The 25,269-nt window shown below is 48.5% G+C and carries 22 protein-coding genes; 3 read left to right on the plus strand and 19 right to left on the minus strand.

Features of this window, described 5'->3' with window-relative positions; translation table 11 throughout:
- Positions 1-222: 222 nt before the first annotated feature.
- Entirely contained in the window at positions 223-975 is a 753-nt protein-coding gene (locus JXQ28_04460) for a hypothetical protein (protein MBN2276981.1), read from the minus strand.
- Positions 976-1,252: 277 nt separating this feature from the next.
- Here JXQ28_04460 and JXQ28_04465 point away from each other — a divergent pair, with 277 nt between their 5' ends.
- Positions 1,253-2,656, plus strand: coding sequence for an amidophosphoribosyltransferase (locus tag JXQ28_04465; GenBank protein ID MBN2276982.1), 1,404 nt, complete (start codon positions 1,253-1,255; stop codon positions 2,654-2,656).
- A gap of 161 nt (positions 2,657-2,817) precedes the next feature.
- On the plus strand, positions 2,818-5,544 hold the full coding sequence (locus JXQ28_04470; protein ID MBN2276983.1) for a S8 family serine peptidase: 2,727 nt from the start codon (positions 2,818-2,820) through the stop codon (positions 5,542-5,544).
- A gap of 62 nt (positions 5,545-5,606) precedes the next feature.
- Here the strand turns inward: JXQ28_04470 and JXQ28_04475 are convergent, their stop codons facing one another.
- The 18 genes from JXQ28_04475 to JXQ28_04560 all read right to left on the minus strand — a co-directional run bounded on the left by JXQ28_04475 (position 5,607) and on the right by JXQ28_04560 (position 23,145).
- Positions 5,607-7,052 carry an NADH-quinone oxidoreductase subunit N gene (locus tag JXQ28_04475; protein MBN2276984.1) on the minus strand — a complete coding sequence of 482 codons (1,446 nt, stop codon included), beginning with the start codon at positions 7,050-7,052 and terminating at the stop codon, positions 5,607-5,609.
- Between the two features lie 36 nt (positions 7,053-7,088).
- Positions 7,089-7,316 carry a hypothetical protein gene (locus JXQ28_04480; protein ID MBN2276985.1) on the minus strand — a complete coding sequence of 76 codons (228 nt, stop codon included), beginning with the start codon at positions 7,314-7,316 and terminating at the stop codon, positions 7,089-7,091.
- Positions 7,317-7,319: 3 nt separating this feature from the next.
- Positions 7,320-8,900 carry an NADH-quinone oxidoreductase subunit M gene (locus JXQ28_04485; protein MBN2276986.1) on the minus strand — a complete coding sequence of 527 codons (1,581 nt, stop codon included), beginning with the start codon at positions 8,898-8,900 and terminating at the stop codon, positions 7,320-7,322.
- Between the two features lies 1 nt (position 8,901).
- Positions 8,902-10,851 (minus strand): NADH-quinone oxidoreductase subunit L, encoded by a 1,950-nt coding sequence (gene nuoL, locus JXQ28_04490; protein MBN2276987.1) that lies wholly within the window; start codon positions 10,849-10,851, stop codon positions 8,902-8,904.
- A 33-nt stretch (positions 10,852-10,884) separates the two neighbouring features.
- Positions 10,885-11,187 carry an NADH-quinone oxidoreductase subunit NuoK gene (gene nuoK, locus JXQ28_04495; protein MBN2276988.1) on the minus strand — a complete coding sequence of 101 codons (303 nt, stop codon included), beginning with the start codon at positions 11,185-11,187 and terminating at the stop codon, positions 10,885-10,887.
- Complete coding sequence (locus JXQ28_04500; GenBank protein ID MBN2276989.1) at positions 11,187-11,723, minus strand: NADH-quinone oxidoreductase subunit J; 537 nt, start codon at positions 11,721-11,723, stop codon at positions 11,187-11,189. The genes nuoK and JXQ28_04500 overlap by 1 nt, the downstream gene beginning before the upstream one ends.
- Before the next feature lie 4 nt (positions 11,724-11,727).
- A complete protein-coding gene (nuoI, locus tag JXQ28_04505; GenBank protein ID MBN2276990.1) occupies positions 11,728-12,204 on the minus strand; it encodes an NADH-quinone oxidoreductase subunit NuoI in 477 nt (158 codons plus the stop codon).
- Positions 12,205-12,210: 6 nt separating this feature from the next.
- A complete protein-coding gene (gene nuoH, locus JXQ28_04510; GenBank protein ID MBN2276991.1) occupies positions 12,211-13,194 on the minus strand; it encodes an NADH-quinone oxidoreductase subunit NuoH in 984 nt (327 codons plus the stop codon).
- A gap of 2 nt (positions 13,195-13,196) precedes the next feature.
- Positions 13,197-15,731 (minus strand): NADH-quinone oxidoreductase subunit NuoG, encoded by a 2,535-nt coding sequence (gene nuoG, locus JXQ28_04515; protein ID MBN2276992.1) that lies wholly within the window; start codon positions 15,729-15,731, stop codon positions 13,197-13,199.
- Positions 15,731-17,017, minus strand: a complete 1,287-nt coding sequence (gene nuoF / locus JXQ28_04520; GenBank protein ID MBN2276993.1) for an NADH-quinone oxidoreductase subunit NuoF — start codon at positions 17,015-17,017, stop codon at positions 15,731-15,733. Before nuoF ends, nuoG begins: the two co-directional genes overlap by 1 nt.
- A gap of 1 nt (position 17,018) precedes the next feature.
- Positions 17,019-17,495: an NADH-quinone oxidoreductase subunit NuoE gene (nuoE, locus tag JXQ28_04525; GenBank protein ID MBN2276994.1), complete on the minus strand. Its 477-nt coding sequence runs from the start codon at positions 17,493-17,495 to the stop codon at positions 17,019-17,021.
- Complete coding sequence (gene nuoD, locus JXQ28_04530) at positions 17,492-18,646, minus strand: NADH dehydrogenase (quinone) subunit D (GenBank protein MBN2276995.1); 1,155 nt, start codon at positions 18,644-18,646, stop codon at positions 17,492-17,494. The genes nuoE and nuoD overlap by 4 nt, the downstream gene beginning before the upstream one ends.
- Positions 18,647-18,675: 29 nt before the next feature.
- The gene (locus tag JXQ28_04535) at positions 18,676-19,191 is read right to left on the minus strand and encodes an NADH-quinone oxidoreductase subunit C (GenBank protein ID MBN2276996.1); all 516 of its coding nucleotides are present in this window, start codon (positions 19,189-19,191) and stop codon (positions 18,676-18,678) included.
- Between the two features lie 28 nt (positions 19,192-19,219).
- Positions 19,220-19,720, minus strand: coding sequence for an NADH-quinone oxidoreductase subunit B (locus JXQ28_04540; protein ID MBN2276997.1), 501 nt, complete (start codon positions 19,718-19,720; stop codon positions 19,220-19,222).
- Positions 19,711-20,067: an NADH-quinone oxidoreductase subunit A gene (locus JXQ28_04545; GenBank protein MBN2276998.1), complete on the minus strand. Its 357-nt coding sequence runs from the start codon at positions 20,065-20,067 to the stop codon at positions 19,711-19,713. The genes JXQ28_04540 and JXQ28_04545 overlap by 10 nt, the downstream gene beginning before the upstream one ends.
- Positions 20,068-20,228: 161 nt before the next feature.
- Positions 20,229-21,275, minus strand: coding sequence for a histidinol-phosphatase (locus tag JXQ28_04550; GenBank protein MBN2276999.1), 1,047 nt, complete (start codon positions 21,273-21,275; stop codon positions 20,229-20,231).
- Positions 21,272-22,603: an MFS transporter gene (locus JXQ28_04555; GenBank protein MBN2277000.1), complete on the minus strand. Its 1,332-nt coding sequence runs from the start codon at positions 22,601-22,603 to the stop codon at positions 21,272-21,274. Before JXQ28_04555 ends, JXQ28_04550 begins: the two co-directional genes overlap by 4 nt.
- Complete coding sequence (locus tag JXQ28_04560; GenBank protein MBN2277001.1) at positions 22,600-23,145, minus strand: HD domain-containing protein; 546 nt, start codon at positions 23,143-23,145, stop codon at positions 22,600-22,602. The genes JXQ28_04555 and JXQ28_04560 overlap by 4 nt, the downstream gene beginning before the upstream one ends.
- A 119-nt stretch (positions 23,146-23,264) precedes the next feature.
- Between JXQ28_04560 and JXQ28_04565 the strand changes: the two genes are divergently transcribed.
- Positions 23,265-25,199 carry a hypothetical protein gene (locus JXQ28_04565; GenBank protein ID MBN2277002.1) on the plus strand — a complete coding sequence of 645 codons (1,935 nt, stop codon included), beginning with the start codon at positions 23,265-23,267 and terminating at the stop codon, positions 25,197-25,199.
- Positions 25,200-25,269 lie beyond the last annotated feature (70 nt).

Below are 25,269 nucleotides of genomic sequence, written 5' to 3' on the forward strand. Positions count from 1 at the left end.
TAACAACGCTATCAACATTCTTGATGCGACGTACCTGATCAACTACCTGTACAAGAGTGGTCCGGCGCCGAAATGCGGCACCACCGGGACTTGATCGTCTGGATATTAGACCTATCTATTATCAGGAGCTGTCTTTGAGACAGCTCCTTTTTTTTGACGCGTGAATAAAAGGGCCAGCCCCATACGGCTGACCCATCCGGGTGAGGTAGGGATAAGAGGGAACTATGAGGAGTCTGTGTCCTCGGGTAGTTTTATCATCTTTACATTACTGATATATTTATCGAATTCGACTTCCGAAATATTCATCAGCCGATGAGTTACCTTCATAATAGCCAGGGCCGATTCTTCAATTACCCCAAGTTTCATGATAAGCTTTTCATCAAGATTCGGCCAATCCTTGGGCAATAACTGGACAATACCCAGAATGGCCTGAAGCGGATTGTTGATCTCATGATTAACGGTTGTCGCCGTGGCCAGAAGAACTTCCAGCTTTTCCTTCTCCAGGGATTCCTCTGATTGGCTTAACAGGAATACCGCCGAAAGCCCGGCCGCCAGGGTTTCCAGGAATTTATCATGGCCGATAAGTGATTCCGAACCTTTCTGAATTCCGATTACTGCTCCGAATACCGTCCGGCCACGTTTTAGAGGCAGAGTGAATGTGGCCGATGGATCTTCTCCCCCGAATGACAGATAGGCCGAAACAAGATTCCGGCTATCTCGCAAGCCGGAAAAGAGCTCCTTCTCAAGTTCATCAAGAATAAGGCGATCCGATTCATTTTTGGCATGACTGACTGTTAAGACCGGCTTGTTATCCTTATCCCATAGAATCAGAGTCCCGGCGGATAGACCGACCAATTCGGTAACCTGTTTTAAAACCTTATTGGCCGCGTCGGAGACATCGCCGCCCGCATATGACGTCATGACGATATCTCGTATGACTTCAAACTGCCCAAGATATTTCTTTTCATCGGTCATATTACAATACCCATCCCGGCCAAATGCAAAATGCATGCCTTTAGAAATATATATAGATAATAAAAAAAAACGATCAATGGGATTGGTTAACCTAATGATATTTTGGATATTGCCGGTCAATGAAGGATATATATTTGCCTGTCGATTGAATAGGAATTTAACCTGTCTATATTATTCTGCAATTTATTTCACATTTGCGGCATTTAAAATTTTACCTTGTCGCTTGACAATAATGGTGCCAAAGATTAAATTTGTTGTTTTTCAAGGATTGCGCGGTATGGGTGGATTGGATATGAAAAATGATAAATGCGGCATCTTTGGAATAATAGGAACCCCTCGGGCCGCCGAAATGACATATTTCGGACTTTATGCCTTGCAACATCGAGGGCAGGAATCGGCAGGCATTGTCACTTCGGGAAACGGCGGTGTCCATATCTACAAAGGGATGGGCGTTGTCAATGAAGTCTTCAGCAAAAAGATAAATCTGGAACGTCTGAAGGGAGATATTGCCATCGGTCATACCCGTTATTCTACCACCGGGGCATCATCGTTGACCAATATCCAACCGCTTTTAATCACCAATCGCAGTAAAAAACTGGCCGTTGCTCATAATGGCAATTTGACCAATTCATTTTATCTGAGGCAGAAGCTGGAAAAAGAAGGCTCCATTTTTCAGACCACTTCCGATACCGAGATTTTTCTTCACCTGGCGGCCATGTCTAAAAAAAGATCCCGTTTTACGAGGATTTGTGATACCCTGACCCGGGTCGAGGGTGCCTATTCCCTGCTTTTCATGACCGAAAAATCCATTATTGCCGCCCGTGACCCCCTCGGGTTCCGTCCCCTTGCCCTTGGTAAGTACAACGACAGCTATGTCGTCGCCTCGGAAACCTGCGCTTTCGATATAATCGGCGCCAGGTATATCCGTGATGTCGAACCGGGTGAGGTAATCGAAATTACCCATGAAGGTCCGAGATCCGTTTTTCCTTTGAAGAAACACAGGCATGCCTTTTGCATATTTGAATATATCTATTTTTCCCGGCCGGATTCGATCGTTTTCGGCGAGAATGTCGACAAAATCCGCCGCCGCCTGGGACGCCAGCTGGCCCGAGAACATCCGGCCGATGCCGATATAGTCATCTCTGTTCCCGACTCGGCCAACACCGCAACCCTCGGCTATTCCGAGGAATCGGGTATCAAGTTTGAAATCGGCCTGATTCGTAATCACTATGTCGGACGGACCTTTATTGATCCCGAACAAAAAATCAGAGACCTTGATGTCAAAATCAAATTCAATCCCGTTAAAGGCGTCCTTAAGGGCCGCCGGGTGGTGGTGGTCGATGATTCCATTGTTCGCGGGACCACCTCGCGCAAACTGGTCAAACTGATCCGTTCGGCCGGCGCCAAAGAAATACATCTGCGAATCTCTTCGCCTCCCATCATTTCCCCATGTTTCTTCGGTATCGATATGCCGACCAGGGGCGAGTTAATCGCCTCGACCAAAACCATTAAAGAAATCGAGAAATATCTTGAGGTCGACTCCCTCGGGTACCTTTCGATTGACGGGATGTTGTCGATGCCGTCTTTGCCCAATGGTGACTTTTGTGTCAGCTGCTTCTCTGGAAAGTACCCTTTGCGAATCGAAAAGAATCAGGATAAATTACGGCTGGAAAAGGTCTGAGAGAGACCTCCATTTTTCCTCCCTGCCATCCGATATATTAAAAATGAGCTTTGATAAATGCGGGTAAGCAAGTATATTTATTATGATATATCAATTGCTACTCGCAAACATATTTGGGAAAACCATATAAGACCATATGCCGGAGCAACATCGGAGGTAAAATGAAAAAGCTTCACAGATTATTTTATATTTTCCCAATCCTCACCCTGTTCCTGATCGGCGGACAAACCGTGGCCCGCGGCCGTGATTCAAATCAAACGCAATCATATCTTCTCAAGCAACGCGTGACACCAGTCAAACCGGTTTCCATAAAGATTTCTCCGCAGGCCGATATTGCCGGAGTAGTTGTTAAGTTTAAGGAAGGTTCCTCTGTCAGACTGCGCGATAACGCTTTTATTTCATTAAAAAGACGGTCGGTGGTTGAACTTAATAGTCTGCTGGATAAGTACAAAGCCGGGGGCAATCGAATTAGCCGCCTTATTGAAAAGTCCGAGGAAGCAGTGGAAAAAGAGAAAATCACCTGTGAAATGGCTTCCGGACAGCGGCTGGCCGATTTCAATCTTTATTATAGAATAGATATTTCGAGTCCGTCCGAAGCGGAAGAAATCGTTAATTCTCTTAATCGCCTGGATATTGTGGAAATTGCCTATGCTGAGCCAAGGGCGGAGGTGGCCGAGGATATCTATCCACCCACTCCGGATTTTGTAACTTTTCAGGATTACCGGCTTGCGGCACCCACCGGTGTTGATGCCGATTATGCCAACACCCTGACCGGGGGCGATGGGACCGGGGTGAAAATTATGGATATTGAAATAAGCTGGAATGAAACCCATGAGGACCTCGAAAAAGCTTTGGGCGGTACTATAGGCCAGGGCAACAGCCAGAGCGGTGATCATGGAACCGCCGTTCTGGGGGAAATGATCGCCGGCGATAATGGCTATGGCGTGACAGGGATATGCCCCGGGGCCGATATCGGTATGATTTCGGTTAGTACTTATGGTACCGATGAGGCCATCTTAATGGCCGCCGATACCCTTGAACGCGGTGATTTAATCCTGATCGAACTCCATGCTCCCGGACCGCGCTATGATTTTGAATATCGACCCGATCAACTGGGTTATGTCTGTATGGAATACTGGCAGTCGGTTTTCGATGCCATCCAATATGCTTGGGCCAAAGGCATTATCGTTATCGAGGCGGCCGGTAACGGGGCCGAAAATTTTGATGACGTTCTCTATGGCTCGCTCTTTGACACCACATATCGTAACTCCCATGCCATCATGGCCGGGGCCGGAGCGCCGCCCAGCGGAAATTACGGTGTCGATCGTTCCCGGCTTGATTTCTCCAATCACGGCGAAAGGGTAAATCTTCAGGGTTATGGCCGGGAGGTCTTTACCACCGGCTATGGCGATTATTTCGATGGCAGTTCCGATGATCCCGATCAATACTATACATCCGTGTTTGCGGGAACATCATCGGCCTCACCCATCGTTACCGGAACCGTGGCCTGTCTTCAGGGATATTACATGGCCACTTATGGTGTTCCCCTGACGGCCGATCAGGCTTTGCAGGTGTTAAATGCCACCGGTTCCGCCCAGCAGGGTGATACCACCGGACAGCATATCGGTCCCCGCCCCGATCTGGCCGCCGCCATCCCGGTTTTGACTACTCCCCCGTCCTTGTTCACCGACCCAATCTATCTCGATACCATTCTCGAGGCTGGACAAACAGCGATTTTCCCGGTGTGGATCCATAATCGTTCCGGTAGTTATGGACTGGATTTCGCCGTGACAGGTAATGACAGCCTGACCAAGATGTCCGATTGGCTGACTGTCACGCCCGAATCGGGTTCATTGCCCGCCGCGGATTCACTTGAACTGACCATGACACTCGATGCCTCCATGCTTGAGCCGCGTCTGGATACCTACAAGGGTATTATCGAAATCAATTGGGGTTCCAGCGGAGGGACCCTTGATTCTCTTACCCTGGTTCCGGTTTTTCTTGATATTTTTTGTGTCGATGACACGACTTTCAGCGTTACCTCAAGCGGCGATCCCGATGGTCCGGTTTACGACTGGATTGAGATAAAAGATATCGGCACGCTGATTCCTTATGATGATTTCTATAATGGATCGGCCAGTAATCCGCTTGACGACGGCACCGCCGGACCGATCGACCTGCCCTTTAATTTCGATTTCTATGGAACCGACTACGATCGGATTTTCATCGGGGTCAATGGTGCTCTGTCATTTACCGACAGCAATGTCAACAAAAATGGCTATTATGAAAACCTGAATATTCCGGGAAATGAATTCGGCACACTGGTCGCGGTATTCTGGAATGATTTGATTATTGGCGATTACAGCCATGGCGGTGGACACGGTAATATTTACTATTATCATACGCCTGGCAATGATTCGACCATCATCGAATGGTACCAGGTCGGTAATTACAATTCGCCCTATGATACCCTGACTACTTTCCAGGTCATTCTGACCAGCTATGGTGATATTAGCATGCAATATCTGAATCCGGGAAATACCGGTCAGGAATATACGGCTCTGATAGGTATCAGTAGTGAGGAATGCGCCATTGAACCGTATTTCGATAATGGGATCCCGCTGGAAAATGTGGTAACCGCCCTGTCGGCTGTCTGTTTCACTCAGAGTATTACTCCCGAAATGTCAGGCGATTGTAATGGCGACGGAGGGATTAATATTCTCGATGCCACCTATCTTCTGGCCTATCTATACCGGGGCGGTTCGGCTCCGAACCCACCTGAAGAGGGTGATGTCAACTGCAGTGGATCGACCAATATTCTCGATGTTACTTATTTGATAAGCTATCTTTATAAAAGCGGACCGGCCCCCTGCATATATTTCCTTTAATCGCGAGAAAATAAAAAGCCGCCCACCGGGGTGGCATTTTTTATTGTACTATATTTTTGTTTTCAAATAAAGGGGAAACTGCATAATCTGGTCAGTTGCAACCAGTACTGCGGGAACAAACCCATGACCAGAGTTCCTATGGTTGTTATAAGCAGCACCAACACCAGAGCCGGTTGATAGGTAACCGGGCTGAATTCGCGCTCGGCTTTTCCGAAATAGGCCGCCACGACCACCCGCAAATAATAGAAAACGGATACAAAGCTGTTTATGACGGCGATAATTACCAGCCAGATATAATTATTCTTGACTGCTTCGGAAAAGATAAAAAACTTCCCGAAAAATCCGGCCGTCGGCGGAAAACCGGCCAGGGCAAACATGAACAGGGCCAGGATTGCCGCCAGGAATGGGTAACGGCTCGACAAACCCCTAATTTCAGCAATAGTAGCCTGGCTTCCGGTGCGGCTGTCGATCATGCTGACGATTGTAAAGCCACCCAGATTGAAAAAAGTGTAGGCCAGCAAATAGAAAATAGCCGAGGAAACCGCACCATCTCCCCCGGATGTCAGGGCAACCAGAATATAACCGGCATGGGCAATCGATGAATAAGCCAGCATCCGCTTGATATTATCCTGGAAAATAGCCAGAAGATTGCCCACTCCCATCGTCAGTACCGCCAGAATCCAGAGAATCCAGGTTAAGCCCTCGGCCGCCGGAAAGCCGTAAACGAAAATTCTCAACAGAGCGGCAAATCCTGCGGCTTTAGGAGCCACTGAGAAGAAACCTGTTACCGGCGTCGGCGCCCCCTGGTAAACATCGGGAACCCACATATGGAACGGTACCGCCGCCACCTTAAAACCGAAACCGATCAAAATCATAAATATACCGGGTAACATGAACATTTTCGATTTCATCATGATAAAATCGAAATCGGTGACTATTCGGCGCAGATCGGTCGTTTCGGCGGCCCCGAATACCAGGGCGATCCCGTAAAGCAGAAAACCCGTGGCAAATGCCCCCATCATGAAATATTTAATCGAGGCTTCATTGGATTCGGGATCATGATTGGCCAGTCCGGCCATCACATAGAGCGGTATCGACATTATCTCCAGACCGAGAAATATCACAATCAGGTCCGCGCTGGAGGCCATAATCATCATACCGACGGATGAAAAGAGAATTAAGGCATAAAATTCAAAACGATCGATTCCCCTTGAGATGAGGTAACTGCGGGCCATCAGGATGGTGATAATGGAGGCCGTGATAAAGATGATATTGAACATCACCGAAAAATTGTCAACCGTCACCATTCCGAAAAAACCGGTCTGAGGTTGATTCCACTGGCCGATTGCCAGAGCCATCCCGATAACCAAACCGGTTATGGCCAGATAGGCGACCAGGGCGGTATTCCGAATAAAATTGCCCGCCAGTAATATTACCATGGCCGCCGCCAGAAGGGCGATTTCCGGGGAGATGATTCCGAAACTTAGAGTTGCTGAACTGGTATCCATATGATCTCTTCTATCAGTGGTGATGTCTCACGGACATTACGGGTTAAACTCCTCATCCACCGCCAAATCCGACCTGAACCTTGCTTTTATCGACAATGATCGGTACCATTGCTTTGCCGCCGGAAATTTGAAGCGCCTTATCTTTGGCCCCGGGATCGCATAAATATCTATCTTGCGATAAGCGGTCCCCATAGTGCAATAATGCTCGACGGCTTTGGCGCAGTACGGGCACCCCGGTTTAGTGTATATGGTCACATCGGGCATACGTCATTCACCCTTGACAGCAGTTACTGTCGGTATTATTTCCAAAACCTTGTCTTCCGAAATTTGCGTCCTCTCAAGTTCCCGTTCCGCCCTGGCTTGGCGGGCGTTTTCCACGGTGGTCACAATTTGCTTGACGGCCGGCTCCATCCGATTGAGGAATGGTTTCGGGTAGATTCCGATCCAGAAAATCAATATGACCAGAGGAATTAAAATCAGTCTTTCCCGACCGCTCAAGTCTTTCAGATTCTCATTTTCCGGATGGGTTATCTTGCCGAATATCACCCGCTGTAACATCCAGAGCATATAACACGCCGCCAGAATTACACCGGTCGCGCCGAGGATGGCATATACCGAGTTGGCCTTATAGGTTCCCAGCAGAATTAAAAACTCGCCCACAAAGCCATTGGTCAACGGCAAACCGATTGACGACAGCGTGACAATCATAAAGAATGTCGAAAAAACCGGCATTGACTTTGATAATCCCCCAAAGTCGGCAATCATCCGGGTATGCCGCCGTTCATATATCATGCCCACAATAAGGAACAGGGCGCCGGTGGAAATTCCGTGATTGAGCATTTGCAACACCGAGCCCTCCAGCCCCTGAATATTAAGGGCGAACATCCCCAGCATGACAAAACCGAGATGCGAAACCGAAGAAAAGGCCACCAGCGATTTGACATCGCGTTGCACCATTGCCACCATAGCGCCGTATATAATACCAATTATGGCCAGGACCGAGATCAACGGGACAAACTGCAGGGTCGCCTCCGGAAACATCGGCAGGCAGATACGGACGAAGCCGTATGTTCCCATCTTAAGCAAAACCCCGGCCAGGATAACCGAACCGGCGGTCGGCGCCTCGACATGCGCATCAGGTAACCAGGTATGGAAGGGCCAGATCGGAACCTTGATGGCAAAGGCCAGGGCGAAGGCCAGAAATATATAAGTCTGGGCCCCCAGCGGTATCGGCATCTGGTATAATTTGAGCATATCAAAACTGTATTCGCCGGCATAACCATGATACATGAAAAACAGGTAAATTAGGGCCACCAGCATCAGAAGCGATCCGAACATGGTAAAAAGAACAAACTTGATGGCGGCATAGATTTTCCGCGGACCGCCCCAGACTCCGATTATGAAATACATCGGAATCAGCATGGCTTCCCAGAAAACATAAAACAAAAACAAATCCAGCGCTACGAACACGCCGATCATTCCCGTTTCCAGAAGAAGCATCGAAATAAAATAGCCCTTGATACCGGTGGTGATTGCTTTCCATGAGGATATCATTACGATCATGGAAAGAATCGTTGTCAGCATAATCAGCAATAATGAGATACCATCGATTCCGAGATGATAACTGATTCCAAACCCGGTTACCCAGGGGATATTTATTTCGAACTGCATTCCGGTCGCCACCGGTTCGAACATGGCATACATCCAGACCGAAAACAGAAAATTGATAAAGGCTATGATCAGAGCAATGGATTTTATGGACTGGTGCTGACTTCGCGGAATAAAAAGAAGCAGTCCCGCGCCAATCAACGGAAAGAAAGTCACCAGTGTCAGAATTTGATTTTCCATACTATCTCAAAAAAATTACATAGCCTATGATGATTATTACCCCGGCCAGAAAGATCGTGGCGTAAGTTCTTAAAATCCCCGATTGCGCCGGCCTGAGACCGGTCGAAATATCGCCGATCAGGGTAGCCATCCCGTTTATCATACCATCGATGATAATAACATCGAATATCTTCCACAAAAATATCGAACCATTGACCAGCGGACGGACTATGACGGTACCGTAGAGCTCATCGACAAAATATTTGCCATACAATAAAGTATGCACCCCGGAAAATTTGTTGCGCACCTTACCCGACAACTCCGGTTTTTTAAGATAAAAATGATATGCCAGGTAAATAAAGGCCAGGACCAGGGCTACCGACGCCACCATCAGAAGCATCTCCGTTAAGGCGCTGTGACCGCCCACCGAGGCCAGGGCATGTTCCATCTCCGGTGTTTTCTGTCCTGCCTGCATGACCGGTTCAAGAAATTGTTCGAAACGGTTGCTTCCGCCCAACACATGCGGAATACCGATATAACCGCCAATAACCGAAAGCACCGCCAGGATGGTCAATGGGACTGTCATTATTTTCGGCGATTCATGCAAATGCTCTTTTGTATGGCCATCCATCCGGCCTTCTCCGTAAAAGGTCAAATAGACCAGACGGAACATGTAGAAGGCCGTCAAACCGGCGGTAAATAGACCGATCGCCCAGATAACGGTGGATCCGTAATCAGATGAAAACGATTTCCAGAGAATTTCATCCTTGGAAAAGAAGCCTGAAAATCCAGGAATCCCGGTAATGGCCAGGGTGGCCAACAAAAAAGTCCAGTATGTTGTCGGCATTTTCTTCTTCAAACCACCCATAAACCGCATATCCTGCTGACCGGCCATGGCATGTATCACTGAACCGGATCCAAGAAACAGCAGGGCTTTGAAGAAGGCATGGGTCATCAAATGAAATATCCCGGCGGTAAAGGCGGCCACCCCGCAAGCTACAAACATGTAACCCAGCTGACTGACCGTTGAATAAGCCAGGACCCGTTTGATATCATTCTGAGCCAGGGCAATGGTCCCGGCAAAAATCGCCGTTGCTACCCCGATTATGGCCACCACCATAAGGCTGGTGGGAGCCATCAAATATAGCACATTGGAGCGGGCAATCATATACACCCCGGCTGTTACCATGGTAGCGGCATGAATCAAGGCCGAAACCGGGGTAGGACCTTCCATGGCATCCGGCAACCAGACATAAAGCGGTATCTGGGCCGATTTCCCGGTTGCCCCGAGGAAAAGAAGCAGAGTCGTCGCCGTAATCAGTCCACCTCCGGCGATAAAAACGCCCGGAGCCGCCTGGAAAACATCTGCAAACCGAAGCGATCCGACCTGCCAGAAGATTATAAACATTCCCAGCAGAAAACCGAAATCACCGATCCGGTTGACAATAAAAGCCTTCTTTCCGGCATCCGAGGCGGATTTCTTCTCAAACCAGAAACCGATTAAAAGGTAACTGCACAGCCCGACCCCTTCCCAGCCGACAAACATCAGCAGATAATTATCAGCCAGGACCAAAGTCAGCATGGAAAACACAAACAGGTTCAAATATGTAAAATAACGCCCGTAACCATGGTCATCATGCATATAACCGATCGAATAAACATGAATTATGAAACTGACTCCCGAAACCACCAGCACCATTACTGCCGACAATGGGTCGAATAAAAATCCGAAATTGACATTGAATTGCCCGGACGGAATCCAGGTAAAAACCACGTTTTCGATAATGCGTTCCGCGGGTGGCAGGTTAAGTATATCGAGGAAATATTTCAAACCGAAAATAAAAGAAAGAGCCACCGAACCACAGGCGACCAGGGAAATCAATTTTTTATTCAGACGCCCCAGCAATAAACCGTTAATCAGGAAACCGATAAGCGGAAAAAGCGGTATCAGGTATAATGATTGTCCTGTCATAGTTCTTATCCTGTGGTCTTCCCCGAAATAGCCCTATTGCCTCAACAGGTTAAATTTATCGGAATTGATCGTTTTACGATTCCGAAATATCATGATGATAATCGCCAGACCGACCGCCGCCTCGGCCGCCGCCACGGTCATAATCAGAAAAACAAAAATGTGACCATCCACGACATTGTTCATCTTCGAGAAAGCAATAATGGCCAGATTGGCGGCGTTGAGCATAACCTCAATCGACATAAACATGATGATCAAATTGCGGGATATAATCACCCCGGTCGTTCCCACGACAAACAGGAGCGCACTGACAATCAAATAATTCGAAATCGGTATCATCAGACCTCCCCCTCATCATCGGCACGAATTTTCCTTGCGGCCACCACCGCTCCGACAATTGCCACCAGGAGCAAAATCGAAGTCAGTTCAAAGGGATATAGGTACTCCCGAAACAGCCTGGCCGCCACCATCTCCACCGAACCGAAATCCTCGGCCACCCCGGCGATCCGCGAGGCAACATCTTCGGATAAAAATTTCTGCCTGATCAAAACCAGAATCTCCACGAACAATAAAAATGACAACCCGAATTTCGAGGTCAGGCTCATAGCCGCCCTCTTCTGATCGAAATGTTCCCCCCGCAAATTCAGAAGCATGATAACAAAAAGAAAAAGAACCAGAATCGCGCCGGTATAAACAATTATCAGCAGGGCACCCAGAAAAAGAGCCTGGAGTTGCACATATAATATCGCCTGGGCAACCATGGAAACCACCATATACAGCACCGAGGCAACCGGGTTACGCTGCATTATCATCATAACCGCACCGCCGACCGCCACCGCCGCCGCGAAGTAAAATATGATTGTCTCCAGCATCATAAGGTTAGAAAATCCTCCTGACCTTGCGGATTATTCTCTTGAACGGTTTCTCTTTGGGACGATTCGCCAGCATTTGGTCCTTAGTATAAATGAAGGAATCGCGCTTGTCAGCAGAAAACTCATAATCATGTCCAAGAAATATGGCTTCCTCCGGACAGGCCTCCTCGCAAAAACCGCAAAAGATGCACCGGATTAAATTGATCTCATATATTCCGGCGTACCGTTCGCCTTTTTCATTCTCGGCCGGTTCCATATAGATGGCATCGGCCGGACAGGCCGCCGCGCATAAACCACAGCACACACAGCGCTCGGTACCGTCATCATACACCTCAAGATAATGCTTGCCCCGGTACCTGGGTGCCATCTGTTCCCTGACTTTGGGATACTGCATGGTCACCGGTTTTTTAAACAGGTGCTTGATAGTCGTATAGAACCCCTTCGGAAAGGCCAGGAAAACTGTCTTTATGAAACCAAACGCCATATTCTATTATATCCTGTAAATCAGGGCTGTTATCAGCACATTAAGCAGGGCCAGCGGAAACAATACCTTCCAGCCGAAACTCATCAGTTGATCGTAACGGAATCGCGGCAGGGTTCCGCGCACCCAGATATAAAAGGCCATAAATAAAAATACTTTTATCACAAACCAGACAACGGGTGGGAAGAACGGTCCCTGCCAGCCACCTAAAAAGATGGTTGTCACCACCGCCGCGGCGGTTATCATGTTGGCGTATTCCCCGACGAAAAACAGGGCAAAACGCATCGAGGAATATTCTGTATGATACCCCCCGACCAGTTCCGACTCGGCTTCGGGCAGATCGAACGGGGCCCGGTTGGTTTCTGCAATGGCGCAAATTACGAAAATAATAAAGCCCGCCGGTTGCCGGAATATGAACCAGTCGAAAAAGGATGATTGCTGAGCCACTATTTCTTTCAGGGACAGACTCTGGGCAATCACCAGAACCCCGATAATCGAAAGACCATAGGCTATTTCGTAGGATATCATCTGGGCCGAGGAGCGTACTCCCCCCAGGAGCGAATACTTCGAGCCCGAAGACCATCCGGCCAGGACAATGCCGTAAACACCCAGCGAAGTGATGGCAAATATAAAAAGTATACCGACATTGAGATCGGAAATCACCATGTCAATTTGATAACCCATGATCGTCGCCGTATTACCGAATGGTATCACCGCGAAACTGAGCAGGGATGGTATAAAGGCTATCAACGGCGCCAGGGCAAAGGTAAGTTTTTCAGCCTTGGCCGGGACAATATCTTCCTTGAAAGCCAGCTTGATGGCATCGGCAATGGGTTGCAGAAGGCCGGCCGGTCCGGCCACATTGGGACCGATACGATGTTGAAGACGTCCCAGCAACTTCCGCTCCAGCCAGGTGCTGTAGGCGCATCCGGTCAGAACCACCAGGACCACCACCGTCGCCTTGATCATGGTGGCAATTATAAAAGCCGTCATACTCATTTTTCTTCAACCCCGGTTATTTTTACCCGGTCGATCCGCCGCTTTCTCATCTGAAGGACATTCACCGGGCGGGCAGAGAAATTCCGGGTCACCGTGACAACCTCATTATCCAGAATCTCCGATATCTTGGCCGGCAAAACAACTTTGCCGATCTCCGATTCCACCCTGACCAGAGTTCCTTCGGCAATATTCAATTCCTCTGCCATCGATGGGGATATCTCCAGGAAAGATTCATTACAAAAGGCCGAAAGCGATTTCGATTTTTCCGTCAAATGCCCTATGTGATGAGTCTCATCAACAACCAGTAACGGAATCGGATAATCAGGATTGATTTTTTCCGGAATAAAATGGGATTCTCTTAATTGAATATCCGGAACGCCCGGTTTATAAATATCCAGAATGTCTTTTATCTCGCGGTCAAGCGAATCTTTGGTTTCATAGAGCCTCGCCTTCATTCCCCCTGCAATCCGGTTCATGATTTCATAAACCGGAAGAGAATGACCAACCGGCTTCAAGGCGGCTTTGAAGATTTGTTCACGGCCCTCGAGATTGATAAAGGTCCCGTCGTCCTCAGCCCAGCTTGAAAGAGGAAAAACCACATCAGCCATAGCGCTTGTTTCCGTCTCAAAAAGATCAGCCACCACTAGAAAATCAAGTTTCTCAAAACCCTGGTTGACGAACTGGCCGTCAGGATAGGTCACGATCGGATTAGCTCCGATCACGAACAGGGAATCGATATCCTCCTTTTTGGCCGATAGAATCATGCGATCCGCGGCCAGACCGGCGTTTTCAGGATAAGTCCCCCAGATTTCCTTCATTTTTTCAATCATCGGCACCGGCAGAAACGGCATGACGCCCAGTTTCTGAGCCCCGACACTATTGCTGTACCTGGCCAGGAAACCAATCTGGCCCTTATTCTGAATCCCGGCCATCAATATTAAATTATTGATGGCCGCCGCCAGTTGATCGCGGGCGGCCGATGAGGTAATAATTTCACCGACAATTAGTGTAACATTTTTTGCCTGCGTCAGGGCCCCGGCCAGCGCCTGAATCCGTTCGGTTCCGACCCCGGTCAGTTTCTCGATAGCCTTGAGATCGGTGGGTTCAATAAGATTTTTCAGTTGTCTCGCATCGATTCCCGGTACCGCCGTATTTCCATCAGCCAGACTCAGGCAAAGGCCATTTATGAGTGCCTGAAGGTTGCCGATTTTATAGATGATTTCATCAGTCGAAATATCCCCCGACTTAGTCGCCATCGGATTTATGGTAAACAACCGGGCCCCGCGTTTGGTAACGGCTTTGCGAACCCGCAGATTAGTGATCGGGTGTTCCTTGATCAGGTTGGAACCGATAACCAAAATCAGGTCGGATTTCTCTATATCCGCAATGGAGAATTTGCATGATGCCATTCGGGTGTAAAGATCACCGTAACTTTCCGGAAGCATCTTATAATCGATTCTGAAATCGACATTATTGGAATTCAAAACCGTCCGGAAAAACTTCGAAAAGGAATAAAGAGATCTCGAGTCGAGCATGGACGATATCATACCACCGATACAAACCCCGCCCTTGCGATCTTTAATTTCCTTGAATTTCCTGACCACCAGGCCGATAGCCTCTTCCCAGCTGACCGGAACCTGGGTATCGCCTTTTTTAACCAGCGGTGTGGTCAGACGGCCCTCAGGGTTGGCAATCTGGTAGCCGTAGCGGCCGACATTGCAAATCCAGCCCTCGTCGATATCATCGTTGCGTCTCGAAGTGGCGCGGAAAATACGGTTACGTCCCGCCCACAACTTTATGTTGCATCCATCGGCGCAGTACTGGCAAATCGAATCGGCGGTTTTTGTTTTCCAGACCCGAATCTTGTATCGCCAATCGGTATTGGTCAGGGCGCCCACGGGGCAGATTTCCACCAGGTTCCCCGAATATATGGAGTCCACCTGTTGCCCCGGCGAGGCATCGATCTCGGTTATATTGCCTCTTTGAAAGGCCCCCAGATCGTATTCTCCGAAAATTTCCTTGTTGGATCTGACGCATTTATAACAGAGGATACACCGATTCTGATTGCGAATTATCTCCGGTCCCAGGCGATAGTCATCAAAAGTCGATTTCTTATCACGGATAAAACGATATTTGTTGAAATCGAATCTCGAATCATCAATTCCGTGCGCGAATGTCAAATCCTGCAGATCGCATTCCCCGCCTTTATCGCAGGTCGGGCAGTCAAGCGGGTGATTTAACAGAGTGAATTCAATAATTGCCTTGCGTCCTTTAAGCACTTTCTCGGATTTGGTATGGACAACCATGCCGGGCATAGCCTCGGTACAACAGGAAACTTCCAGTTTGGGCCGTTTTTCGATCTCGACATAACACATCCGGCAGGCCCCAACCGGCTTTAGCTTGGGATGCCAGCAGAAAGTCGGAATCTCGATCCCGATCGATTTGGCCGCCTCAAGAACCGTTGTTCCCCGGGGAACCGTGACCTCCCGGCCATCGATAGTAAAAGTGACCTTGTTGTCGTTATCTGCCATTATTTGAATTCAAACTCCGTTTTGACCATGCATTTTTTATGATCGATATGATACTGCCATTCATCCCGAAAGAGTTTGATCGAGGATTGAATCGGCATCACCGCGGCATCACCCAGAGGGCAGACCGTCCGGCCCAGAATATTGTCGCAGATCGACTCGATCTTTTCGACATCGCCGGGATGACCCTCGCCTCGCTCGATACGACCGATCAACTGCTCCAGCCAGCCGGTCCCCTCGCGGCAGGGAGTGCATTTTCCGCACGATTCATGCCGGTAGAAATGAGTCAGGATTCTGGCCGCCCAGACCATGCAGGTTCGGTCATCCATAACAATCACCGCACCGGAGCCAAGCATCGATCCGGCCGCCGCCAGGGATTCATAGTCCAGGGGAATATCAATCTGATCCGGAAGCAGCATGGGGGTTGATGACCCGCCCGGGATAATAGCCTTGAGCTTGTGATTTTCATCAATCATCCCGCCACCCAGGTCATTGATCAGAACCGAAAGCGGTGTTCCCAGTTCGATTTCATAGTTGCCCGGCCGCTTGACATGCCCCGACAATGAAAAAATCTTGGTGCCGGGCGATTTTTCCGTCCCGTATTGACGGTACCACTCGACCCCGTTATTTATAATCCCCGGCACACTGGCCAGGGTTTCGACATTGTTGACAATCGTCGGGCAGGCATACAAACCTTCAATTGCCGGAAATGGCGGCCGAATTCGCGACATCCCCCGCTCGCCCTCCAGCGAATTCAAAAGGGAGGTTTCCTCGCCACAGATATAGGCCCCGCCTCCGGTATGAACAATCATATCCAGGTCATACCCGGTGCCAAAAACATTCTTACCCAAAAAACCTTTTTCATAGGCCTGCGCAATGGCCTTTTCCATCGTTCGATACGGATAAACAAATTCCCCGCGGACATAAATAAAGGCCAGATGACAGCCGATGGCGAAGGCCGCGATAGCCATGCCCTCGACCACCAGGTGGGGGTCATGCTCCAGCAATACCCGGTCTTTGCATGTTCCCGGTTCCGATTCATCGGCATTGCAAACCAGGTATTTCGGTTTGGGACTGCTTTTGGGGATAAATCCCCATTTGACACCGGCCGGAAATCCCGCTCCCCCGCGGCCCCGGACACCGGCGCTTTTAACTTGCTCAATCACCTCTTCGGGTTTCAACTCCCGAAGCGTCTTCTCCCAGGCCCTGTAGGCGCCATGTCCCACGGCAGTATCGATATTGATCTGATTCGGATCGTCGATATATTTAAACAATACCCGCGTTTCCATATCAGGCCTGACTCCGTAATTCTTCCAAAATCCGATCGACCTTTTCGCGCGTCAGATTCTCATAGTACCGATCGTTGATCTGCATCATAGGCGCACTGGCACAACTGCCCAGGCATTCAACCGTAATCAGGGTGAAGAGCCCGTCGGCGGTTGTCTCCCCCTTTTTTATTCCCAGTTTCGCCTGCAGATAATCTATCAGGGCCTCGGCCCCGAGAAGGGCACAGCTGATATTGTGGCATACCTGAATCAGGTACTTCCCGACCGGCTCCTTGGGGAACATGGTATAAAAACTGGCCGCCTCGGCAATTTCGACTTTCGGGATTTGGATTATTTCCGAAATCTCTTCATAAATTTCCGGACTGAGATAACCAAGCTGGAAATAAGCCACCGTCAGGGCCGGCAATATGGCCGATTTCCGGCGGGGGTACCGCCCCATTTTTTCTTTAATCAGGCGAATCGAATCATCGGTCAAAATCATCTGTCCACCTCGCCCAATACGATATCAATCGTCCCGATAGCGGCTATAACATCAGCCACCAGTCCGCCCTCGACCAGCTTAGGCAGGGCCGATAAATTGACAAACGAAGGCGGCCGAACACGCATCCGGTGCGGCTTATTGGAGCCATCGGACGAGATATAATAACCCAGCTCGCCCTTGGGTGCTTCAATTGCCTGATAAACAGCCCCCCGGGGCGGTTTGAAACCTTCGGTAATTATCTTAAAATGAAATATCAATGATTCCATCCTGGATAAAACATCCTCCTTGGGTGGTAAAACCACTCCGGGAACATGGGCCCGGTATGGACCCTCTGGCATTCCCTCAAGAGCTTGACGGGCGATCTTAAGCGATTGCCGCATCTCCTCCAGCCGAATCAGATACCTGTCATAGGTATCCCCGTTGTGTCCCAGTGGAATCTCAAAATCGAACTTTTCATAGCCGCTATACGGATTAGCCTTGCGGACATCGTAATTGACTCCCGACCCGCGCAGGCAGGGGCCGGTCAGGCCGCAGTTAATGGCATCCTCGGCCGAGATTTTGGCCACCCCGATGGTTCGATTGCGGAAAATCCGGTTATCGGTCAAAAGCCGTTCATAATCAGTCATGGCTTCGGGAATTCTTTTTAAAATACGCTTCACCTTGGCATCGAAATCAGCCGGGAGATCATAAGCCAGTCCGCCGATCCGAAAATAAGTGGTCATCATTCTCTGCCCGGCACAAGCCTCATACAGGTCGATAATGTACTCCCGATCACGAAAAGCATACAGCATCATCGACATCGCTCCCAGGTCCATCGTATGGGTTCCGACCCAGACCAGGTGCGACATTACCCGGGTCAGTTCGGTCAACAAAACCCGGGCGTATTTAACTTTCTCGGGAACCTCGATATCGAGCAGTTTTTCAACCGCCAGGCAATATCCCAGGTTGTTCGACATCGGGGCCAGATAATCCATCCGGTCGGTGGTCGGAATGACCTTATAGTACAATTTCGATTCGGCTGTTTTTTCTATTCCGGTATGAAGATACCCGATATGCGGCGTCGCCTTGACCACCGTCTCCCCGTCCAGCTCCAGTTCCACGCGCAGGACACCATGGGTGGCCGGGTGTTGCGGCCCCATGTTGATATTCATGGTCCTTCTTTTGGTCTTGGTTCCTTCGCTCACTGAAGCACCTCGGGCGGTTCATCCTTGTTGTAGCTGAATTGGGGAATCTCGTAAGTCAGGGGGAAATCCTTGCGTAGTGGATAGCCCTGAAGTTCTCCGGGCGTGACGATTTTGACAAGATTCGGATGGCCTATAAATACAATTCCGAAAAGATCATAGACTTCACGTTCCAGCCAGTCGGCGCAATGCCATAGGTCTGACAGAGAATCAATTTCCGGGTCTTCCCCGTCCAATCGGACTTTAAGGAAAAACCGGTATTTGAATTTCAGAGAAAAAAGATTGTAAATAACCTCGAAGCGACCGTCTTTTTCCTCCCGGTCGCCAAACCAGTCGAGAGCGCAGATATCGCTTAAAAATTTAACCTGGAATTCGTCATGGTTGAGCAGGGCCCGACAGATATCCAGAAAAAAATCTTTTTTTATGTAAAAAGACTGCTGATCACGGAAATCATCTTCCCGGATCAGGGCATCACCGAAATTCTTTTCAAGATATTCTCTGAGTTTATCGCGCATCAGAAACCATTATAAAAATATCGCCGTTTTAAAGCCCTCTGGGTTTGCCGTCTTTTTTGCCGGACAAGGATTCTTTCATCACCTTATCGTATAGTTTATTGATCCCCTCGATCAACTGCTCCGGCCGGGGGGGACATCCGGGGATATACATATCCACGGGAATAATCCGATCCACTCCCTGCAATATGGCATAGTTGTTGAAAACTCCTCCACAGGATGCGCAGGCCCCCATCGATATCACCCATTTCGGGTTGGGCATCTGTTCGTAAAGCCGTTTGACTATTGGCGCCATTTTCATTGAAACCCGTCCCGCCACAATCATCAAATCCGCCTGTCGCGGCGAGGGACGCATGACCTCCATCCCGAACCGGGCCAGATCATACTTGGGTCCGAAGGTGGACATCATTTCGATAGCACAACAGGCCAGACCGAAACCGAACGGCCACATAGACCTCTTGCGGGCCCAGTTGACCATTTTATCCAGCGTCGTCAATATGATTGAATCCGGTATTTTTTCTTCTAATCCCACTTCAGGGCTCCTTTACCGAGAACATAAAAATAACCGACCAGCAGTATTACGATAAATACCAGGATTTCAACGAAACCGAACATTCCCAGTTTCTGGTAGATTACCGCCCACGGGTAGAGAAACACGACTTCGATATCGAACAGGATAAATAAAACCGCAATCATGTAGAATTTGACCGGGAACCTTTCCCGGGTGTCGCCTTTGGGAACAATGCCGCTTTCATAAGGCTCCTGCTTGGCCCCCTCAACCGTCCGCCGGCCCAGAAACAGGCTGACGCCGAACATGGCCACGGCAATAATTGTGGACAAAGCCACAAGAAAGAAAATCGGAAATAAGATCTCAAACATATTTCAAATCCACGTCGTCTTTAAATTGCAAATTATAGATGTTATAACTAATCAAGTCAACAATTATTTGTGAAATCATTATCAATCGCTATCATTTTTTAAATCGATCCCTGATTCCGTTCCGTCTGTTGTTTCCGCCTGCGGTACAATAATTTTGTTCCCTAAATACCGATGCGGATATGGTTGGAATAAATCCACCCTCGACCATGTCTGTACACTTCCACGCGGTACAACCCCCCGTATTGAGGCTTATATTCGATAAAGGTAGTCCTCTTTTCCAGAATTTTTTCCCCGTTACAGATTAATACCACCCGCGATTTTTTCGGGATCCGAATGTTAATCAAACAATCCTTGAATAATGCTATCGAGCCGCCGCATACCACCGTTCGGTCACCGGAACTGGCGGTAAACTCGAAACCGGCGGCATCACCCCAGCGATAATTGGATACGAAAGCCCGGCAATTGAGAATGGCATCATAAATCTGCCGCTTCGCCTCGACTGTATCGCGGGATAACTTACGGGGCAACAACAAATGAGTCCGCAACGACTTGAATTGCACCTTATATGGGAAAATGACTATTTTAATCGGACCCAGGCGGTACGGAAAAGCATGGACATCAATGGCCGCCACCCCGATTATCTTTTTCTCCCGATTCAATTCGTCCCATTTATTTAAAATTCTGTCAGTCGGCGACCGGAGAAATTTCCGCGGTGAGAAAAGCATTTTCAATTTGTTATAGGAATTGAGATTTTCCATCCATTCCGACATCTGATTCCAGATTTCTATCCCCACGAAACCGTCCACTTCCCAGTCTGTCCAGGGATAGGAACGGTATTTGCCCGTCATGGGTCTGATTTCATCCGGATGGGCAATAATCCCCAGCGCTCCCTCACCGGCCCCGGCCGCCACATATTCTTTGGGCGTCATCTCGGCCGGGAAAACCTTCTTGGATTCAAAAATCAGGTAATGATTGCAGTCATCGGGATCGTTATGCTCATACCCGATCAGTACCAGGGTTTCCCCGTAATAACCCTCACGGCCCTCATCCCGTGCCTTCAGGGTCATATGATCGGCGATCAGGATATAATCGAGCTTCACCGCCGCCGCAATTTCGGCCACCTCTTCGATAGATTTGGTTCCATCCGAGGCTGTCGTGTGGATATGAATGCATCCCTGGTATTCAAAATAATCACCGGATTTAATCATGGTAGGGGCATCGTCTCCTTTCCGGCCGGAATCTTTCTGAAAATAAATAAACCGAAAGCCATCATCAGGATTAATGAAAAAACAGCCAGCCGGTATGGCAACCGGACTGCCGCCTCGGCCGAAAGATTGAATACGCCGGCCAGATATTGTCCGGATTTACTGCCTAAGCCAAAATAATATACCACCACTCCCCAGATAATCGGACCGATAATCGCGGCCGCTCTTCCCGACAGCGAATATAAACCGAAAAAACGGCCCAATTCGGTTCTGGGAACCATTTCGGCCAGAAGCGGTCGTGATACCGTCCAGATACCACCCAGTAGAACTCCAATTACAGAACCCAGAATATATATTATTATCTGATTTTCACTGAAAATCAAAAGTCCCAGGGTAATCACCCAGCCCCCGACAATTAAAAACATCAGTTTCTTCAATACCATTTTCCGGGCAATTCGGCCGATCAAAAATGACCCGACCATGGCCGACACCGTCGAGATAATCAGAAAAACTGTCAGATTAGTATCGGTAAACCCGAAAACGATCGATGAATAAATGCCCATATTTAAGATTACCGTGGCGATGGCATCCTCAAAAAAATAATCGGCTATCAAAAAACGCAGAACCCCGGGATATTTGCGGGTATCCCGAATACCTGCCCAGACTTCCCGATATGCTTTTATTAACTCAATCGAAGTCTCTCGTACCTGCTCCTTTTTTTCTTTCACCCAGACAAAAAGCGGAATGGAAAATATCAGAAATAATACGGCCGAGGGAAGAAAAGCGCCGGTTTTGCCGCTTCCATTTATTCCCGGAACATCTATGCCGAATATCCCCCCCGTGACCCAGGGAAGAACCATAACCATTCCAAAAATCGAACCGGTATATCCCAGCGCCACCCCGAATCCGGAAACCAGTCTGGCTTCGAGTCCGTCGGAGATCGAATAGAGAAGTGAATTATAAAAAACCATCCCGCCTTCATAAAAGAAATTCGAGAGCCCGAACATAATAATGATGATGGCGAACATCTCCAGCGGTATAAAGGGAATCAATCCTAAAGACAAACAGCAGCAAACTGTAAAAACGACCAGAAACAGCCTCTTCTTATGCGAATGATCGGAGATGGCTCCCAGGGCCGGCAAAATCAGGCCCACCAGAAGCATGGACATCGAGTAGGCTACATCATAATAAAGTCCGTCACGCTTCAGATCCTCCACCACCCAGCGCTTGAAATAAAGCGACAGGATATTCATGGAATAGATGGTGTTGGCGAAGTCATATAGCGACCAGCTGATAACTTCTTTGCGAAAAATGGACACGGATTTACTCAAAGTTCCAGCTTGTCCGCTATGGTTAACAACCCCTCTCTGATCAACAGAAGAAACTGCTCCAGTTCCAATCCCAGGTGGGAGCAGGCGGCGATATTCTCACGGGTTGCCCCGGCCGCAAATCGTTTCTCTTTAAAACGCCGCATCATGAATTCGCCATTGACATTGATCAACTTCTTGCTCGGATGCATCAGGGCGCAGGCAACAATAAAACCGGAAGTCGGATCGACCGCGTAAAGCGCCCAGTCCAGCCGGCTCCGACAGGGAGCATGACCGGGATGGCAGCGTATAGCGTAAATCATTTCCTCCGGAAGAACATATTCCTTCAGCCATTCTTCGGTTATAAAGGTATGCCGGGCTTCTTCTTTGAGAGTAAGATCATAATCCAGATCGTGAAGCAGACCCGTCAGGCCCCAGAGATTCCTATCCTCCTCGAAATATTCGGCCAAAACGATCATCCCCGCCTCAACGGCCAGGATATGTTTGCGCAGATTTTTATTCTTTATTTTTGATTCCATCAAGGCCAGGGCGGTCGAACGGTCAATCATAATAGATACCTCACCTTTTGACTTAAATCTACAAATTATATATAATTGTACGGCAAAAGTCAAAAGAGTGATATAAGCGAAATACAACTATTTCCGGTTGAAGTGTCGAAAATTATATGAACGCAAAGAACTACAAAAAATCGGAATTGGCAATAATAGCCGCGGCCATGATCTTATGCCTCTTTTTTATACTGGCCGGGACCATTCCCCTTGAATCTTTCTGGGGATTCAACCATCTTAAATATTTCCCCCCTTTTGTAACACTTATCTATGCTCTGCTGTTTTTATGCATACTTATTCCGGCAACCAGCAACGGCATAAATAAATTGCTGACCACCTTCTCGGACCGGTTTAAAAGCCTGCCCGGACCCGTTAAAGTAATCCTGGTTTTTACCATCTCCGCGGTTATTTTCTATTTCTTCCGGGTTCATGTGTATTCGCTGGGTGATGGTTACCAGCGAATTTATCAAATTGAACAGGGATACCTTTTCTTCCATACCGAAACTCTTGACTTTTTCCTGCATGGTATCCTTTATCGCTTTCTTAACCTTTTGGGCAAGTTTTCCGCCGAATGGGTTTATATTTTCTTCAGTATCCTGACCGGTATCGGTTTTGTCCTTACCGTCTTCTTTGTCAGACCCGATTTCGATTCCAGACCGGAAACGAGAATATTCATCAAAGTCGCCTTATTCGCCCTGGGAGGACTACAGTTATTTTTCGGCTATGTCGAATCATACAGCCTCTTTTATGCATTCAGCCTGCTCTACCTGTTTTTTGCAAGTGATACTCTTTTTTCGGGTCGGAGGTTGTTAACCGCTTCGATCATACTGGCCCTGGCTTTGGTTTCGCATGAAGCGGCTATGGTTTTCGTTCCATCGTACCTATATCTTGCATTCAAGTGCAATAAAACAAAACCAAAGATAGCTTTTTCCCGTCGAATTGTCGCCTTTCTCATAGTTATCGTACCGACAATGGCAGTGATCGGTATGGAAATATGGCTGCGTCTCAATGTCGCGGAATACCTGCCCGAGCTTTCGGGGGGCATTTTGCCGATATATTCTCCCGGGAGTTATGCCATTATATCGCCCCGACATCTGCTTGATGTCCTTAATGAGTTTCTCCTTATTTCCCCGATACCATTTTTAATTCTGCCGATTCTTTTTATTTCATATAAAAGTAATAGTAACCATCGAGCCGTTACGGTTTTTTCCATAGTGATTATCATCTCCTCTCTGGCCATGCTTCTCTTGCTTGATCCTAAGCTGGGTTATGCCCGCGACTGGGATCTTTTCTCTATTCCCGCCGCGGCTGTCGGCCTGGGCTCTGCACTGCTATTGATTTCCCGAATCTCTCTTAATAATATCAAAAGACATAGTCAACTCATCCTTGCCGCTCTGCCGATTATTTTCCTGTCCGGCTGGATCACCCTCAATGCTTCTGAGAAGCGTCAGCTTGATCGAGCCGAAAGTCTGCTTAAATTGTCAGATCGCGGTGCCGGTTATGCCACCGAGCTTCTGGCTCATTACTACAGCTCCCGCCTTGGCGATAACAACAAAGCTCTCCGATTGCTGGAATCAATCGAGGGTTCGGCCAAAAACGCCCGCGTGTATGGCAAAATTGCGCGTGCCCTTTACGATCAGGGCCGTCCGGCCGAGGCTATGGCCAATATATACCGGGGATTGGCTATTGACAGCAATGCCATCAAGCTCTATCAGATGGCGGGTGATCTAATGATTCTCCAGGGCCGCCCGGACAGCAGTCTTCCCTATCTTATAAAAGCCGCCCGGATGGATCCGGTTAATTATGGGACTTACTACTCACTGGGTGTTGCCTATCGTGATCTCGATTCTCTATCTCAATCGGTATCGGCCTTTCAGCAGGCTATAAAGATACGCCCCGAATCGGCCGGCGCCTGTTTTAAAATCGGGCAGGTATTTTATCTTATGGGCCGTTCCGATTCCGCCTTCGTCTATGTCGAAAGGGGCCTGCATCTGAATCCGAATTACCCCGGCGGGGCCGATATCCTGGAGACAATTAAAAGAGGCCGATAGCGCCTATGAATTCAACAAAAAAAAGGCGGGATAGGTTTCCATCCCGCCTTTTTAATGGCATTTTATCGAG

Source organism: Candidatus Zixiibacteriota bacterium, assembly GCA_016933955.1.
GTDB lineage: Bacteria > Zixibacteria > MSB-5A5 > GN15 > PGXB01 > JAFGTT01.

Excerpts from the sequence above, each read along its gene's own strand:
- nuoL (MBN2276987.1), bottom strand. The coding sequence starts at position 10,851 with ATGACAGGACAATCATTATACCTGATACCGCTTTTTCCGCTTATCGGT.
- JXQ28_04460 (MBN2276981.1), bottom strand. The coding sequence starts at position 975 with ATGACCGATGAAAAGAAATATCTTGGGCAGTTTGAAGTCATACGAGAT.
- JXQ28_04545 (MBN2276998.1), bottom strand. The coding sequence starts at position 20,067 with ATGTTTGAGATCTTATTTCCGATTTTCTTTCTTGTGGCTTTGTCCACA.
- JXQ28_04470 (MBN2276983.1), top strand. The coding sequence starts at position 2,818 with ATGAAAAAGCTTCACAGATTATTTTATATTTTCCCAATCCTCACCCTG.
- nuoE (MBN2276994.1), bottom strand. The coding sequence starts at position 17,495 with ATGATTTTGACCGATGATTCGATTCGCCTGATTAAAGAAAAAATGGGG.
- JXQ28_04535 (MBN2276996.1), bottom strand. The coding sequence starts at position 19,191 with ATGCGCGATAAACTCAGAGAATATCTTGAAAAGAATTTCGGTGATGCC.
- JXQ28_04465 (MBN2276982.1), top strand. The coding sequence starts at position 1,253 with ATGGGTGGATTGGATATGAAAAATGATAAATGCGGCATCTTTGGAATA.
- JXQ28_04565 (MBN2277002.1), top strand. The coding sequence starts at position 23,265 with ATGAACGCAAAGAACTACAAAAAATCGGAATTGGCAATAATAGCCGCG.
- nuoG (MBN2276992.1), bottom strand. The coding sequence starts at position 15,731 with ATGGCAGATAACGACAACAAGGTCACTTTTACTATCGATGGCCGGGAG.
- JXQ28_04480 (MBN2276985.1), bottom strand. The coding sequence starts at position 7,316 with ATGCCCGATGTGACCATATACACTAAACCGGGGTGCCCGTACTGCGCC.
- nuoK (MBN2276988.1), bottom strand. The coding sequence starts at position 11,187 with ATGATACCGATTTCGAATTATTTGATTGTCAGTGCGCTCCTGTTTGTC.
- nuoI (MBN2276990.1), bottom strand. The coding sequence starts at position 12,204 with ATGGCGTTTGGTTTCATAAAGACAGTTTTCCTGGCCTTTCCGAAGGGG.
- nuoH (MBN2276991.1), bottom strand. The coding sequence starts at position 13,194 with ATGACGGCTTTTATAATTGCCACCATGATCAAGGCGACGGTGGTGGTC.
- nuoD (MBN2276995.1), bottom strand. The coding sequence starts at position 18,646 with ATGAATATCAACATGGGGCCGCAACACCCGGCCACCCATGGTGTCCTG.
- JXQ28_04550 (MBN2276999.1), bottom strand. The coding sequence starts at position 21,275 with ATGATTAAATCCGGTGATTATTTTGAATACCAGGGATGCATTCATATC.
- nuoF (MBN2276993.1), bottom strand. The coding sequence starts at position 17,017 with ATGGAAACGCGGGTATTGTTTAAATATATCGACGATCCGAATCAGATC.
- JXQ28_04485 (MBN2276986.1), bottom strand. The coding sequence starts at position 8,900 with ATGGAAAATCAAATTCTGACACTGGTGACTTTCTTTCCGTTGATTGGC.
- JXQ28_04475 (MBN2276984.1), bottom strand. The coding sequence starts at position 7,052 with ATGGATACCAGTTCAGCAACTCTAAGTTTCGGAATCATCTCCCCGGAA.
- JXQ28_04500 (MBN2276989.1), bottom strand. The coding sequence starts at position 11,723 with ATGATGCTGGAGACAATCATATTTTACTTCGCGGCGGCGGTGGCGGTC.